At 59.2% G+C, this 14,446-nt stretch carries 15 protein-coding genes; 9 read left to right on the plus strand and 6 right to left on the minus strand.

Annotation, left to right across the window (positions count from 1 at the left end):
• On the minus strand, positions 1-447 hold a 447-nt coding region (locus HNQ95_RS26955), incomplete at its 3' end, for a diacylglycerol kinase (protein ID WP_182575675.1).
• 325 nt (positions 448-772) lie between these two features.
• Positions 773-1,684: a LysR family transcriptional regulator gene (locus HNQ95_RS26960; RefSeq protein ID WP_169808362.1), complete on the minus strand. Its 912-nt coding sequence runs from the start codon at positions 1,682-1,684 to the stop codon at positions 773-775.
• Between the two features lie 253 nt (positions 1,685-1,937).
• Here HNQ95_RS26960 and speB point away from each other — a divergent pair, with 253 nt between their 5' ends.
• The 3 genes from speB to HNQ95_RS26980 all read left to right on the plus strand — a co-directional run bounded on the left by speB (position 1,938) and on the right by HNQ95_RS26980 (position 4,547).
• Positions 1,938-2,843 (plus strand): agmatinase, encoded by a 906-nt coding sequence (speB, locus tag HNQ95_RS26965; protein WP_312874168.1) that lies wholly within the window; start codon positions 1,938-1,940, stop codon positions 2,841-2,843.
• A 49-nt stretch (positions 2,844-2,892) separates the two neighbouring features.
• Positions 2,893-3,903 carry a taurine ABC transporter substrate-binding protein gene (gene tauA / locus HNQ95_RS26970; RefSeq protein ID WP_083948678.1) on the plus strand — a complete coding sequence of 337 codons (1,011 nt, stop codon included), beginning with the start codon at positions 2,893-2,895 and terminating at the stop codon, positions 3,901-3,903.
• A 254-nt stretch (positions 3,904-4,157) separates the two neighbouring features.
• Complete coding sequence (locus tag HNQ95_RS26980) at positions 4,158-4,547, plus strand: hypothetical protein (RefSeq protein WP_067965012.1); 390 nt, start codon at positions 4,158-4,160, stop codon at positions 4,545-4,547.
• A gap of 331 nt (positions 4,548-4,878) precedes the next feature.
• On the opposite strand, the gene HNQ95_RS26985 is transcribed toward HNQ95_RS26980, so the two are convergent.
• Together HNQ95_RS26985 and HNQ95_RS26990 are read right to left on the minus strand one after the other, a co-directional pair.
• Positions 4,879-5,682 carry a GGDEF domain-containing protein gene (locus HNQ95_RS26985; protein WP_154386980.1) on the minus strand — a complete coding sequence of 268 codons (804 nt, stop codon included), beginning with the start codon at positions 5,680-5,682 and terminating at the stop codon, positions 4,879-4,881.
• A gap of 209 nt (positions 5,683-5,891) precedes the next feature.
• Positions 5,892-6,350, minus strand: a complete 459-nt coding sequence (locus HNQ95_RS26990; RefSeq protein ID WP_067965009.1) for a hemerythrin domain-containing protein — start codon at positions 6,348-6,350, stop codon at positions 5,892-5,894.
• A 317-nt stretch (positions 6,351-6,667) separates the two neighbouring features.
• On the opposite strand from HNQ95_RS26990, the gene HNQ95_RS26995 reads away from it, so the two are divergent.
• From HNQ95_RS26995 to HNQ95_RS27020, 6 genes are all read left to right on the plus strand, one after another.
• Positions 6,668-7,225, plus strand: a complete 558-nt coding sequence (locus HNQ95_RS26995) for a cytochrome c oxidase subunit 3 (RefSeq protein WP_067965007.1) — start codon at positions 6,668-6,670, stop codon at positions 7,223-7,225.
• Complete coding sequence (locus HNQ95_RS27000) at positions 7,222-7,506, plus strand: cytochrome C oxidase subunit IV family protein (protein WP_067965006.1); 285 nt, start codon at positions 7,222-7,224, stop codon at positions 7,504-7,506. Before HNQ95_RS26995 ends, HNQ95_RS27000 begins: the two co-directional genes overlap by 4 nt.
• A gap of 161 nt (positions 7,507-7,667) precedes the next feature.
• Complete coding sequence (locus HNQ95_RS27005) at positions 7,668-8,120, plus strand: c-type cytochrome (RefSeq protein ID WP_067965004.1); 453 nt, start codon at positions 7,668-7,670, stop codon at positions 8,118-8,120.
• Between the two features lie 18 nt (positions 8,121-8,138).
• Positions 8,139-9,485, plus strand: a complete 1,347-nt coding sequence (locus tag HNQ95_RS27010; protein ID WP_067965002.1) for a cbb3-type cytochrome c oxidase subunit I — start codon at positions 8,139-8,141, stop codon at positions 9,483-9,485.
• A gap of 74 nt (positions 9,486-9,559) precedes the next feature.
• Positions 9,560-10,369, plus strand: a complete 810-nt coding sequence (locus HNQ95_RS27015) for a CbbQ/NirQ/NorQ/GpvN family protein (protein ID WP_067965000.1) — start codon at positions 9,560-9,562, stop codon at positions 10,367-10,369.
• A gap of 10 nt (positions 10,370-10,379) precedes the next feature.
• Positions 10,380-12,278: a nitric oxide reductase activation protein NorD gene (locus tag HNQ95_RS27020; protein WP_067964998.1), complete on the plus strand. Its 1,899-nt coding sequence runs from the start codon at positions 10,380-10,382 to the stop codon at positions 12,276-12,278.
• A gap of 146 nt (positions 12,279-12,424) precedes the next feature.
• On the opposite strand, the gene HNQ95_RS27025 is transcribed toward HNQ95_RS27020, so the two are convergent.
• Positions 12,425-12,955: a ClbS/DfsB family four-helix bundle protein gene (locus HNQ95_RS27025; protein ID WP_067964996.1), complete on the minus strand. Its 531-nt coding sequence runs from the start codon at positions 12,953-12,955 to the stop codon at positions 12,425-12,427.
• Between the two features lie 38 nt (positions 12,956-12,993).
• Positions 12,994-14,346, minus strand: coding sequence for an oxygen-independent coproporphyrinogen III oxidase (gene hemN / locus HNQ95_RS27030; RefSeq protein WP_067964994.1), 1,353 nt, complete (start codon positions 14,344-14,346; stop codon positions 12,994-12,996).
• Positions 14,347-14,446: the final 100 nt, after the last annotated feature.

Genomic DNA, 14,446 nt, shown 5'->3' on the forward strand with positions numbered 1-14,446 from the left:
GAGGGTTCGCCCGACAGGCCGCGTCATGGCAAGGAGGCGGCGTGCGGACTCTGTCGATCCCCGCGGTGCTGGTACATGATCGCCGATCCATTTGCCCGGGTCAGGAGATGGCATGGACAGGAATGATCTTGCCGACGCACCAAGGCAGATCAGCAGCACCCCGGCAGCAGCCATATCCTTCACTACGCGAATTTCGGGGTGTATTTCCGGGTGCAGGCGATCGACGAGTGTTTCAAGGGCGGAATTGAACAGTTCCGCACCCAAGACAAGTGCAATTGCTAGCCCCACGATGGCCAGCCAAATACTGGAAGCACCGAGGAGCACTACACTCAAGGCAATGATTAGGCCGATCATCACCTGGGCCCGGAAGCTGTATTCACGTTGCCACCCCTCTCGCAAGCCCTGTATGGCAAAACCAAGTCGATTGAGAAAAGGTCTGTTCTTCATGTTCGTGTGCTTATTGGGGACCCTGACATAGTGTCCGGTCGGATGTGTCGGCGATAGCGGGCAAAGTGGGCGTGGGCCGACTTGAATCTGTCAGCCACGGTGACCGCTATTATACACCGTTAGCCTGGAACCGCCTCAGTGATCTTGCCACCGACAAGTTTGATACGACAGTTCATCCGCGCTGCCATGTCGAGATTATGCGTCGCGGCCACGACGGATTTGCCGCCTTAAAACGTGCTCTGACTGTTGCTGTCCTGGCTCCGGTAGCCAACACTATTTCCGTGGGCGGCATCCTCTTGACGACGGCCTATTCGACCTGTCGCCTTCAATCCGATGCGCCGCCCCCGGACACCATTGGCCGCAATTGCTCAATAACTACCTTTGCCCCCCGAGAGAGCTTGTGGTCGCGACGATACATGACGCCAAACGGCACGGTGTGGCTTGTCATGCTTGGGAGAACGCGAGTCAGTTCCTTTGTGTCTTCCCATCTTCTCGCAAAATGGTCAGGGAGGAAGCCAATGTACTTTCCACTGAGAATTAACATCGCTGCTGCCTCCATTGAATGCACGATTGCAGCTGTCCTCAAGTTGTCAATGTAACTTGGCTGCTGGGACTCTCTCAGATAGCCCCTAGATACAAAATCAAAGGTCGCCCCCGAGCGAATAAGCCTCTCTTGTTGGGTTTCCGGCTCAGATAACTCATGATTCTTTGCACAATAAAGCGTAATCTTTTCGCGAAAAATCTCTTGGCAAACGACAGCCTTTGATACGATAGACGTTGGGCCAATCGCTAGATCTATGTCTCCCTCAGCTAGACTGCTTTTCAATTTGTTCGGAGGCATAATATCCATCCGAATTAAGACGTTACGTTCTTGCAAAGACAGAGATTGAATCGCTTTCTGTATTGAGAATTGACGTTCTGAAATTAACCCGTCGATGATACCCAAACACAATTCCTTGCCGATATGGGTTTTGGTGCACCAGGCCTTGTTTTGGAATTGATCTATTGATTGGAAAAGTTCCTCCACTGAAGCGTAGAGCTCTGTTCCGCCAGGCGTGAGCTTAAAACCTGATCTTCCGCGATTGCAGATCTTGAATCCGACCCTCTTCTCGAGGTTCGCCATGTGCGTACTGATGTTGGAGAGGCTCATGTCGAGAGCCGACTGGGAGGTGGAGAGCCCCCCACACTCCACCACCGTCTTGAAGACCGTCAAAAGGCGAAGATCGAAGTCGGACACGGCCCTCATGTGCATTACCCCCCGAAACGCTGTTTTCGGCCGGCCGGCGGCATCGAAACTTAAAGCGGCCCGGGATGCTCACTTCGGTTTGGCCAGAAGTCAACTTGAGGAGATAGGCATTTGTCCGCTTGGGTCAGCCTGACATCAATGCCGGGTCGACCGAATATTCCAGAAAGGTATTGCAATGGCGGACCGCCGATTTACGCCTGTGACCGGAACACAAATGCCCCGATATGCGGGGGCAGCGACATTGATGCGGCTCCCGCTAATTCTTCCCGGTTCATCCGATTGGGACGACATCCAGATTGGGTTGTTTGGAATCCCGTGGGACGGCGGGACGACCAATCGACCAGGAGCGAGGCAGGGACCGCGGCAGGTGCGAGACGCGTCAACTATGGTTCGCAACGTCAATCGCGCGACTGGTGTGAATCCTTTCGCTCTCTGCCGTTGCGCCGATATGGGCGATACACCTGTTAATCCTGCTGATCTCGCAGATTCGATGCAGCGAATTGAGCGTTTCGTCGACGACGTCTGCTCCTCGGGCATAGTTCCCCTTTTTGTCGGAGGTGATCATCTGAGCACGCTTCCGGTCATGCGCGCGATCAGTAAGCACGTAGGTCCCTTGGGAATGGTCCACATCGACGCCCATACGGACACATGGGATTCGTATTTCGACGGCCAGAAATACACGCACGGGACCCCGTTTCGCCGGGCAATCGAGGAGGGGATTCTCGACCCGAACCGCACTGTGCAAATCGGAATCCGTGGCGCTCTTTATGCTGACGGGGACGATTGCTGGGGACGCGATCAGGGCATCCGCGTGATCGACTTCGACGAATACAAGAGGTTAGGAGTCGAACAGGTACTGCGCGAAACCCGCGCTCGCGTGGGCTCGCAAGCGACCTATGTCAGTTTCGACATTGACGTGCTTGACCCAGCCTACGCACCCGGGACTGGAACGCCGGAAATCGGCGGTATGACGACTTACGAGGCCCAGTGCCTCGTCCGTGGCCTTGAAGGCATTACCTGCGTCGGCGCCGACGTTGTCGAGGTTTCACCGCCATTCGATACCAGCGGCAACACAGCTCTCGCGGCGGCCACGCTGATGTTTGAGATCCTCTGCGTGGCCGCTGGCACTGTCTCAAAAGCCAACAGCTAAACCGACCCGACCACACCGAAAAAAAAGATAAACATTTGAGGAGGAACTGATGAATTTCGCCAGAAATCTAGCGGCAGTCGGTGCAATGGCCTTGTCCGCGTTGTCGTTTGCGGGTCCAGCGTCAGCCGAGCAGAAAATCGTTGATGTGGCATATCAATTGACCACCAGCCCCTGGATCGCCCGTCTGGCGGACGGGGCCTTCGAGACAGAGACCGGGTACACGATCAACTGGCACCAGTTCAACACGGGCGCCGAAATAATAAGCGCCATGGCGTCGGGTTCCATCGACCTAAGTGTGCTTGGCTCGAGCCCGTTGGCGGTTGCGTCTACCGCAGGGCTGGACATCAAACTGTTCTGGGTGCTGGAGGATATAGCCAGCGCCGAAGCGCTTTATGTCCGAAACGACAGCGGCATCAGTTCGCCACAGGATCTGGTCGGCAAGCGGCTGGCAGTGCCTTTTGCGAGCACGAGCCACTACCAACTCATGTACGCGCTGAAGAAATGGGGCGTCGATGATCAGGTCACCGTGCTGAACCTGGATCCGAACAAGGCGGCAGCTGCATGGGAACGCAAAGACATTGACGGTGCCTTCATTTGGGGCGCGGCGATGGCGCGTCTTAAACGGAATGGCACCCCCCTCGTTACGGCCGGCCAAATCTGTGAGATGGGGCGCTGCACATTCGAAGGGATGGCCGTCAGTACTGAATTTGCCCGGGATAACGCTGAATTCATGCAGCAGTTTACGAGCGTAATCGACCAGGCCAACCGCGATTACAGAAACAACCCTGCCGCGTGGGCGATCGACTCTGCCAACATCAAGCTTATTTCAGATCTCTTTGGCGCCGATGCCAGCACCGTTACAGAAGACCTATCACAATACAAATATCCGTCGCTGAAGGAGCAGGCTTCCTGTGCTTGGCTGGGCTGTGGCGCCGAAGGCGGCGCAGCCAAGACGCTGAGGCTGACTGCCGAATTTCTAAAGTCTCAAGGCAGGATCGACAAGGTTCTCGACGACTATTCCGGCTTCGTTGCGGATGACTACCTAGCGGCTTCTCGGTAGCCTCGCGCGCCAAGCACTTCACCGCAGGAACCTAAGACATTCGAGCTCTAGCGCTCGAATGTCTCAATGAAGGCTCTTGCTGCCGCCCGGCGCGGCCCAAGCAGCCGAAATCAGGCCAAATGGGCCGGCAGCGGCACTCCGCACGCTAGCTTTGTGAGGATTGTTCAGCTTAGAACTTGTAGCTGATATCGCAGGCATCGCGTATCTGCAGCCATTTATCGATGGCAACAAGCGGACCGGGCGGCTGCATCGGCATGACGACATTGTACGAACTGGCGGATACAAAATACCCCAGCAAAGCCATCTCCGAAGGCTATGCGATCACAGCGCCGTCCTATCTTGTGGCAGCGACCACCAAGAGAGTACCGCGATCTATCGAAATCAGGATGCGGCGACGCCTTGATGACGCAGACGGTGAATTTCTCAGCAGAGTGGTCGATGCGCCGGCAATGATGCCGAACGACTTCGCGACGGAAGCGTTCGCGGATATCGAGGGAGAAGACTTCGATATTATCGTTCAGTCGTTCTCGGACATCATCGAGTCGATCAGCGAAGTGAACTGTGTGGCATATGGCGTGGAGCCCGACACTGTTAAACGATACCACGAGGTAATGGCCAACGTCGGCGGGCCCGCACATCGCTGATCGCAGTCATGTTGCATAAATCGAAATCGTATATTCCCGAACTGAAACAGTCTTTTGCGGAGACAACCATTCTTGCATGAAAGATGCATTAAATGGTTGAAGCTGGTGGTCTTTGCTACCTAATTCCGCACTTTTGCCGGGGATAGATCGCGCCCGCCGCGAGTGGGGTCAAGGGCGGGCGCTGGGCTCGGAGGGCCGCTTGCGAGGGGATGCTTGCGAATGAGCTTGGCCCAACATCAGCTCACCCTGACGCTACGTCAAGCAACGAGCGCTGGCGCGACGGCTGCTAGTTGCAACCAGCCGTAACAGCGCCTGACATTCGGCTCCGACCTCAGTGAAGGTGCACGCGTTTGTTCAGATACGAAGTGTTGCCGTTCTGGATTTCGTCGAAGGACATAAAAGCCACTCGATCACGCCCGCCATGCTTAGCTTCGTACAGGCTCCGGTCAGCGATTTTGAACATTTCCGCGAAACCGGGAAGAGGCGAAAAGGCTGCGCCGCCCACGCTCACAGTCAACACGTGTTCGTTTCCGTCTGGGCGAAAAGACGTTGCTTTTATCTTGGCACGAATCCTCTCAGCGACTCCTGCAGCATCCGTTTCCGACGTGCCCGGTAGAAACACGCCAAATTCTTCGCCGCCGAGACGCCCAAAAAGATCATCTGAGCGGAGTGCCGATTTTATTGCGGCGGAAATCAACTGGAGCGCCTCGTCACCCTGATCATGTCCGTAACGGTCATTGACCGCCTTGAAGTGATCCGCATCAATGACGAGAAAGGACCCGCGGGAACAAGCTGCCCGGCCGTCGCGGCCCATCCGCGCTTCGACCATGGCGGCAAAAGCAGTGCGGTTCAGGCACATGGTCAGGCGATCAGTTGTGGCAGCGTCTTCAAGCTTGTGGTTAGCGACCGCGAGCTCTCGCAACTTCAGCGTAAGATAGGAAAATAGCGGGACGGCCAGGATAACCGGAATTATTGTCGCCGAAACCATGCTGAGGTGAAGAGATTCGCCCCCCATTCTCATGAATACCATGAAGTTGATGGCGGCCGACACGGCAACGCAACCTAGTGTTCCGAAACCGGTCCAGGCAGCCAACTGCCGCCATCCGTGCTTGGATATTCCCTTCACGTCGACCATTGCGCCTCTGCCTCCCAGCTAAGGCGACACGATGACCCAAAAGGGTTGAAAATTGGGATACGGTGGGAAGAAATATTAGCGCTGCTGCAGGTAGGTGACGCGCGGATGCCGTCGCGACTAGGCCGATGGCGCGGTGTTCTTCCAGCGAAATATTCCGTCCACGCGGGCTGTACAGATAGGCCGCTGCGGACAAGGTCCGCCAACGTTGCTCAATGCCGCGAGGCCTGGGTCCCACTGAAACCGAGCATGCATTGTTCGTTTGCGACGTGACGTCGGACCCCGACAAAGAACGACCGTAGCATGTAACCTGTGGCGTCCCAGTTCACGTCCTTTCGCCCGTGCGCAAGCTTGGTCAGCGTCCTGACTATTTCTTCGGCCGCGGCCCTGTCGCCCTCATGCTCTCGACACATCCGGCACAAGGTTTCGCTCGATGCGTGTGCCTCCGCGAGTCCTGTGGGATACGGAAAGCAGAACAGTTCTTCGATCTCGCATACACGGTCGAGTTCTGGCTTAAGAGATGTCGCAACTGTCCTGCACAGGGCGGGCGTGACATGGCGCGGAAGGGAGTCGGCGATGTTCTCCAGCATGTCGCAGAGCATCAGCAGCCGGGTGTGCCGGCGATTGAGTTCAGCCAGCCATCTGGGGCAGTCCGACTTCGACTTGGACATCTACTGGCCCATCAACAGTATGGCAAAGACTACCAGAGTGCACATGACGGCAGCAATCGTGCCAGTCTTTTGAAGTACCCCCATCCGGTACATGAGGCCAGCGAAACCAACGATGATTGGAGTTGCAACGGCTAGACCAATTTGTGCGTCCGACATATCGGCCCCTTTCGACGAATTGTCGCGAGTCCGGCCAGCTCAGGTGCCGGAGTTTAAGCGGTTGCGAGCATATCCTGCCGCGTGACCGCGTCTTTGCGCGATCACAAAGACATTTGCGCCATGACAAAGAAGCTGCTCGCGGTTCAGCACTAGGTCGCAGGATGGAAGCAGCCACACTTGTAACGCACGCCGCTGAGGAAGCGGACGGCAGCGATGATTTTCTCCTTTGGATATTAGTCTGGAGCGAGTTGGCCGCCTTTGGCCTACTGCTCGGCGCATTCCTTGTCGCGGGCGCCATGCAAATTGACCAGTTCGCGGCCGCGCGGGTACACCTCAACACGTCGCTCGCCGCCATTAACACCGGCGTGCTCCTTACGAGCGGCTGGCAGGCTGCCCTGGCAACGTCGGCCAATGCATCCCGGGACCGGGCGAGGTGGGCACTCATACGCGCCGCCCTCTTGGGCTTCTTGTTCGCGGCCATCAAGATTGCCGAATACAGCGGCGAGATCGGCTTTGCCGGAGACGATGCCTATGGCGTGTTCTTCGAACTCTATTTCCTGCTGACAGGCTTCCACCTGATGCACGTTGTGTTTGGGGCTTTCGTGTTGCTGGTGGTGAGTGTGCGGTTTGCGCCGGCGAACACGCATCTCATCGCAACGCTCTGGCACACTTTCGACCTGATATGGATCGTCATGTTTCCGATCGTGTATCTGGTATGAGCAGCGTGGACCCCAGCAACCCGAGGCGACTGACGTTCGCATGGCTTGCGTTGCTTGCCCTGAGTGGCGCGAGTGCATTTGCAGCACAGCTGTCCTGGCCCGTCATCGGTCTTGTGTTCGTTTTGGGGCTCGCCTTCTTGAAGGTGCGTCTTGTAGCGAGGGATTTCATGGGCCTGCGCGGCAGCAACCCAACAATGCTGCGTGCGTTGCTCTGCTGGTGTCTGGTCCTTGCGCTTGGTGCACTGGCGAGAACGCTCGTCGTCTCCGTCGCGGCAGGCTGAAGCAGTCCGCTTTTGTTTGCCAAAACGCAAAGAACGTCTTCCCCAAACTCATAGAAGGGTTCGGACCGGACGGCATCCGGAGAGCGGTGGCTGGCCCGCCGGGATGAAACCGTTCGAACCATACCGCGCCCGCGGAATTCTGACTGGGAAAGGAACGCGTGATGGCAGAACGCCTCACAAAAACGGGGGCTCGAAACGTCTTTTACGGCGGCTCGATCTTCTTCTTCGCAATCTTCGTCGGGTTAACGGCCCACAGCCATTATTACATCCGCACGACCTCGACGGACGAGAAGACGCTGACGGACTCCGTGGCGCGCGGCAAGCACGTCTGGGAAAAGAACTCCTGCATCAACTGCCACACGATCCTGGGCGAGGGCGCCTATTTCGCGCCCGAGCTGGGCAATGTGTGGAAGCGCTATGGCGGCGAAAGCGACCCCGACGGCGCGCGCGACACGCTCAAGGCCTGGATGGCGGCGCAGCCTTCGGGGATCGAGGGCCGCCGCCAGATGCCGCAGTTCCACCTCAGCGACGAGGAGCTGAACGATCTTGCCGATTTTCTCGAATGGACCAGCCGCATCAAGACCCAGAAGTGGCCCCCGAACGAGGCAGGCTGAGGCGCCAAGGAGAGAGATATGAAATACCAAACGCAAAAGGTCGCGATGACCTATTTCTACGGCGCGCTGGTCCTGTTTTTGGCTCAGGTCGCCTTCGGCGTTCTCGCCGGGACCATCTATGTGCTGCCCAATACGCTGTCCGAGCTTCTGCCGTTCAACATCATCAGGATGATTCACACCAACGCGCTGGTGGTCTGGCTTTTGATGGGCTTCATGGGCGCGACCTACTATCTGCTGCCAGAGGAAACCGAGACCGAGCTCTTCAGCCCGAAGCTGGCGATCATCCAATTCTGGATGTTCTTCATCGCGGCCGGCGTCGCCGTGGTCGGCTACCTGTTCCGCATTCACGAGGGCCGCGAGTTTCTCGAGCAGCCCTTCGTCATCAAGGTCGGCATAGTCGTCGTGGTCCTGATGTTCCTGTTCAACATCACCATGACGGCGCTGAAGGGCCGCAAGACGACGATCACCAACATCCTGCTGTTCGGCCTTTGGGCGCTGGCGATCTTCTTCCTGTTCTCGTTCTACAACCCCTCCAACCTCGCACTCGACAAGATGTACTGGTGGTATGTCATCCATCTCTGGGTCGAGGGGGTGTGGGAACTGATCATGGCGTCGGTGCTGGCGTTCCTGATGATCAAACTCAACGGCGTGGACCGTGAGGTCGTGGAGAAATGGCTCTACATCATCGTCGGCCTGGCGCTGTTCTCCGGCATTCTTGGCACCGGCCACCACTACTACTGGATTGGCGCGCCAGGCTACTGGCAGTGGATCGGTTCGCTGTTTTCGACGCTTGAAGTCGCGCCCTTCTTCTCCATGGTCGCGTTCACCGTCCATATGACCTGGAAGGCGGGCCGGAACCATCCCAACAAGGCGGCATTGCTTTGGTCCATCGGCTGTTCGGTGATGGCATTCTTCGGCGCCGGCGTCTGGGGCTTCCTGCACACACTTTCGTCGGTGAACTACTACACCCACGGCACGCAGGTGACTGCCGCGCATGGACACCTCGCCTTCTTCGGCGCTTACGTGATGCTTAATCTCGCCATGATGGCTTACGCCATCCCCGAGATTAAGGGACGCGCACCTTACAACCAGTGGCTCTCGATCGTCAGCTTCTGGATGATGGTCACGGCCATGTCGGTGATGACCTTTGCGCTGACCTTCGCGGGTGTCGTCCAAGTGCATCTCCAGCGTGTGCTGGGCGAGAGCTTCATGGACGTGCAGGACCAGCTCGCGCTGTTCTACTGGGTGCGCCTCGGTTCCGGCGTTGTCGTGGTCGTCTCCGCGCTGATGTTCATGTGGGCCGTGCTCGTGCCCGGCCGCCAGCGCAGCGAGAAGCCGGCCCGCATCCTGCAGCCAGCCGAATGACTTTCCGTACATGGCCCCGGAGCATTCCGGGGCCATGCACCCCATGCCTGCCTGCCTCCTCCGGAGTTCCTCCCATGACAATCGCATTACCTATCCGTCCCGCCGCCGACGCGCCCGCCTACTACAGCCCCTCGGCCAATGAATGCAGCTTGTTCGAACGCGCCTGGGCACGGCGCTTGCCGCTACTGCTCAAGGGGCCAACTGGCTGCGGGAAGACTCGTTTCGTCAGCCACATGGCGGCGAAGCTTGGGCTGCCACTCTCGACCGTATCCTGCCACGACGACCTGGCCGCTGCCGACCTCACCGGGCGCTACCTGTTGATGGGCGGCGATACCGTCTGGGTAGACGGGCCGCTCACCCGCGCAGTGCGCGAGGGCGGCATCTGCTATCTCGATGAGATCGTCGAGGCACGCAAGGATGTCGCCGTGGTGCTGCATCCCCTGACCGACGATCGCCGCATCCTGCCGCTGGAACGCACGGGTGAGCAATTGGCGGCTCCGGCGAGTTTCATGCTCGTCGTGTCCTACAATCCCGGATACCAGAACCTCCTGAAAAGCCTGAAGCCGAGCACTCGTCAGCGTTTTGTCGCCATCGAGTTCGATTTCCTGCCCAAGTCTGACGAAATCGCCGTGGTGTCGGCCGAAAGCGGCCTCGCTGACGCCCAGGTGGCGCCGCTTGTCGAATTGGCCCGGCGCATTCGCGCGCTGAAAGGACATGACCTCGAGGAGGGCGCGTCGACCCGTCTGCTTGTCTATTGCGCCAGCCTGATCGACGCCGGCGTGCCAGTGCGCGAGGCGGTGCTTGCCGCGATGATCGCGCCGCTGACCGACGAGCCTGACGTCAAGACAGCCCTGACCGAACTGGCCGATTCCCTGATCCGCTGAGGCGCATGTCATGCTGGATTTCCTTGAGCTGGAGGAAACGGTCGGCCGCGCCTGGCACCGCCTGATCGGCCACGTCCAGACCTGGCCGCGCCACCCGGAACATGCGGTGAAGCTGGCTGCAGTGCAGCCTGTGCTGGCGATCTGCTTCCGTGGTTTCGGCGGCGAAGGGGCGGTCCAGGTCGCTGCAGTTCGCGGCAAGACTTCTGGCCACCGCCTCGGTTGGTGGCAGCGCATGGGGCTCGGCGAGGAAAAGCTCGCCCAGCCAGCGCGCGACCGCTCGTCCCTTATGCTGCCTGCATCGATCGACCTGTTTCCGGACAGGGCACTCAACCGCGACCTCTATATCTGGCTGGCTGCCTATATGGCGGTGATGCCGCTGGACTCCATCGTGGAAACGGACCCCTTGCTGCGCGACCTTGCAGTGCTTCGGCGTGCGGAAGAGACGACGGCCAGAGTGGTGGCAGCTCTTCCGGGACTTGGACGGCGCTATAGCCGACTTGCGGCGGCAACGCTTGCTGCCCGCCAGCGCGGTCCGCTTCCCACGGTTGAAGCGCAGGTCGAAGGGCGCGTGACGGGCCTGCTGAGACATCAGGCAGGACTGCTCGACGATACGCTGCCCGTGATCTTTCCCCACCGTGCACCGGCGGGTTACTTGCCGATGCTGCCCATACCGTTATGGCCCGACGCCTTGCTGCGCGCCGAGACCGCGCCGCGCCGTGGCGAAGACGAACCCGTCGCTGGCGGCCGCGAGGCTGATGGCGCCGAAACCGAACGAAAGGTCGCCGTCCGCGAAAACGCGGATGCACGGACCGACGAGCGCAGCCCTTTCATCCTCAATCGCTTCGAGAAGATCCTTGCGATGGCCGAGATGGTCAATATTGACCGTCCGTCCGACGACAGCGACGACGACGCCAAGGCGGCCGAAGACCTTGACGACATGACGTTTGGCGAGCGGAAGGGCCGTCCGGCATCGCGCTTTCGCTTCGACCTCGATTTGCCGCCGGAAGCGCTGGACCGGACGCCGCTGACGGCGGAACGGACCTATCCGGAATGGGATTTCCGCTCGGGCACCTACCTACCCGACCATTGCCGGGTGCTGGCAGCACCTGCTTCGGCGCTAGGTAGCACAGCCGAGCCGGACATCGAAACGAGACGCCTCATTCGACGCGTGCGTCGCCAGTTTGAAGTGTTGCGGCCACGCCGCGAAGTGCTGCGCGCTCAACTCGACGGTGCCGACCTCGACCTCGATGCGGTGGTACGCGCCCGCACCGACCTGGCCGCCGGCGGGCAGGGCAGCGACCGCATCCATCTGATGAGCCGGCCGCAGGTGCACGACCTTGCCGTCACCATCCTCGTCGACGTTTCGCTGTCGACTGACGCCTGGTTCGACAACCGACGCGTGCTCGACGTCGAGAAGGAAGCCTTGCTGATCCTGGCCAACGGGCTCACCGCCTGTGGCGACAATCACTCGATCCTCACCTTTACGTCGCGCCGCCGAGATTGGGTCCGGATCGAGTCGGTGAAGGCTTTTGATGAGCCGATGGGGGCGACGGTAGAGGCTCGCATTGCGGCCTTGAAGCCGGGCTATTACACCCGCATCGGCGCGGCCATCAGGCACGCGAGCGCCGAGCTCGACAAGCAGCCCAACCGGAAGAAGCTGCTTCTGGTGCTGACCGACGGCAAGCCCAACGACATCGATCACTATGAGGGGCGGTTCGCACTTGAGGACAGCCGCCGCGCGGTGATGGAGGCGCGACGCATGGGGCTCGGCGTGTTCGGCGTGACGGTCGACCGCGAGGCGAAATCCTACGTTCCGGCGATGTTCGGCCAGAACGGTTATGCGCTGGTCTCTAACATCGGGCGGCTGCCGGCAGCGCTTCCCGCCATTTATCGCAGCCTTGCAGGCTAGGGGGACAAGGCCGCGATACTGAAAGGCCCGGCGCTCCCACGCCGGGCCTTTTTGTTGGGTCCTCCAGTTGGATGACAGCGGTCGTCAGCCAACTGGATCGCGATGGCATGCCCCGCGGAGCCAGCTGTCCCGGCACAGTCGCTTGGTCAGGAAGCCTGGGAATTGCGCAGAATCGCCTGCGCCTTGTTCCATTTCCGGAGCCGCCTGCGGGCATTGTCATAGGGAGACGAAGTGTTGAACTGGATCATGCGCCCCATGGACCATTTCTCATACCAAACGCCTCCATAAAGCTGTTCGTCGCTGCGCGTTTCGATAAGGGCAACGATCTGGCGCTTGGCAGAATCCAGACGGTCAAGGAGCTGCTGATATGGAATGTCGTCATAGTCGCGATAGAATTTTTGCGCGAGCTTCCCAAGTTCGTTCCACTTGTAGCCCGAATCGGGAAAATCGATCGGTTGTCCGGCTGCGTCTTTGGCGAGCCATTTGAGCACAAGCTCGTTCCAGCCGACTAGATACGCTAACAGGTTGGACACGCTCATCAGCGACCCGGTCACGTGACCGTCGAGCGATCGCTGATCAACCAGGTCCTCCGGAACTGCGTTTAAATCGCCAATAAGATTGCCAAAATTGTGCTCAATAGCCTTGAGAAGCTCACCCTTGTTCTGCGGTACTGGCATCTCTCTCTCGGCTCTATCCGTTCTAATCGGTAGCAGCTTCAGGCTGCCTGGCTGTGCGTCCGCGTCGACTGGTCGATATATGCGTCGAAGGCCGCAGCGACTGCACGGATGACAAAACGATGTTCTTGACTGACGCGGAGCATGCTGCCCGTATAGTGAACCACAGCATCGTCGGCCAGATGCGCCAGCCTTTCGTTGGTGGTAAGCAACGCTGACGCATTGAAACCGTGGGTTCGGCTGACCGCCGCGATGTCGACCTCGAAGTCGCACATCAACCGCTCTATGATCTCGGCTCTCACTTTGTCCTCGTGGGTAAGCCGATAGCCCTTGGCCGTAGCCAGCTTTCCGTCGGCTATATGCTGGGCATATAGTCCTGGCGCCACTTCGTTTTGAACATAGCCGTGCTTCATGCGGCCGATGGCAGAAGCGCCGAAGCCGATGAGCGTCTCGCAATTGTCCGTGGTATAGCCTTGGAAATTGCGCCTCAGATTGCCCGACTCCTGCGCCTGTACCAGGTCGTCTCCGGGCAGGGCGAAATGGTCGAGGCCGATTTGCCGATAGCCGGCGGCGACCAGCGTCGCGGCAATCGCTTCCGCCTGTTCGTTGCGCGCTGCCCCGTCGGGCAGGGCATTTTCGTCGATCATGCGCTGATGCTTCTTGAAGGAGGGGATATGCGCATAGCCGAAAACGGCGAAGCGGTCCGGCAGCATTTCAATTGCTGCATTGGCCGTATCGATGCAGGACTGCACCGTTTGATGGGGAAGCCCGTAGATCAGGTCGAAATTGATCCCCTCAACGCCGGCGCGCCGGAGGTTGTCAGTGGATTCCGCCGTTTCCTTCCGGGTCTGGATTCGGTTGATTGCCTTCTGCACCACCGGATCGAAGCTTTGTACGCCGAGACTGGCGCGGGTGACGCCTGCGTGCCCCAGCGTGTGTGCCATTTCGGGCGTCAGCCGACGCGGATCGATTTCGACAGCGATCCCGGTCGTGTCGGAGAAGGCGTAGCGCTCCCTCAAGAGCCCGATGAGTGCCAGGAATTCCGCGGGCGAGATGATGGTGGGCGTGCCACCGCCGAAATGCACCTCGCCGACTGGCAGGCGGTGCGGGATGCGTTCGGCAACCATTCGGATCTCGTCACGCAGCACGGCGAGGTAGTCGAGGATGGGGCGGTCCTGCCGGGTGATTGTCGTGTGACAGCCGCAATACCAGCACATCGATCGGCAGAACGGGATGTGCAGGTAGAGCGAGACGGGGTCCTTCTTGGCAAGCTGCTCGAGCCAGTCACCATAGGAGTCAACGCCGATCATTGGCGAGAAGCGGGGCGCGGTTGGATAGCTGGTGTAGCGGGGGAGGCGAGCCTCGCCGTACTTTTGCAGGATAGACTGGGACATCGGGCACCTATTGTTTCGCCGATTGTCTTACCCGCCTCGTCGATCTGCCATCGTTGTTCCAACGCAATAAGCGTCGCCTGGACTGCTGTTTCTTCCGGTT

This window comes from Aminobacter ciceronei, from assembly GCF_014138625.1.
In the GTDB taxonomy this organism is placed as follows: Bacteria; Pseudomonadota; Alphaproteobacteria; order Rhizobiales; family Rhizobiaceae; genus Aminobacter; species Aminobacter ciceronei.

Bases quoted from the DNA above. Each gene is read 5' to 3' on its own strand.
- tauA (WP_083948678.1), top strand. From the start codon at position 2,893: ATGAATTTCGCCAGAAATCTAGCGGCAGTCGGTGCAATGGCCTTGTCC.
- HNQ95_RS26990 (WP_067965009.1), bottom strand. From the start codon at position 6,350: ATGTCCAAGTCGAAGTCGGACTGCCCCAGATGGCTGGCTGAACTCAAT.
- HNQ95_RS27025 (WP_067964996.1), bottom strand. From the start codon at position 12,955: ATGCCAGTACCGCAGAACAAGGGTGAGCTTCTCAAGGCTATTGAGCAC.
- HNQ95_RS27005 (WP_067965004.1), top strand. From the start codon at position 7,668: ATGGCAGAACGCCTCACAAAAACGGGGGCTCGAAACGTCTTTTACGGC.
- hemN (WP_067964994.1), bottom strand. From the start codon at position 14,346: ATGTCCCAGTCTATCCTGCAAAAGTACGGCGAGGCTCGCCTCCCCCGC.
- HNQ95_RS26985 (WP_154386980.1), bottom strand. From the start codon at position 5,682: ATGGTCGACGTGAAGGGAATATCCAAGCACGGATGGCGGCAGTTGGCT.
- HNQ95_RS27015 (WP_067965000.1), top strand. From the start codon at position 9,560: ATGACAATCGCATTACCTATCCGTCCCGCCGCCGACGCGCCCGCCTAC.
- HNQ95_RS26995 (WP_067965007.1), top strand. From the start codon at position 6,668: ATGGAAGCAGCCACACTTGTAACGCACGCCGCTGAGGAAGCGGACGGC.
- HNQ95_RS27010 (WP_067965002.1), top strand. From the start codon at position 8,139: ATGAAATACCAAACGCAAAAGGTCGCGATGACCTATTTCTACGGCGCG.
- speB (WP_312874168.1), top strand. From the start codon at position 1,938: ATGCGGCTCCCGCTAATTCTTCCCGGTTCATCCGATTGGGACGACATC.
- HNQ95_RS27020 (WP_067964998.1), top strand. From the start codon at position 10,380: ATGCTGGATTTCCTTGAGCTGGAGGAAACGGTCGGCCGCGCCTGGCAC.
- HNQ95_RS27000 (WP_067965006.1), top strand. From the start codon at position 7,222: ATGAGCAGCGTGGACCCCAGCAACCCGAGGCGACTGACGTTCGCATGG.
- HNQ95_RS26980 (WP_067965012.1), top strand. From the start codon at position 4,158: ATGACGACATTGTACGAACTGGCGGATACAAAATACCCCAGCAAAGCC.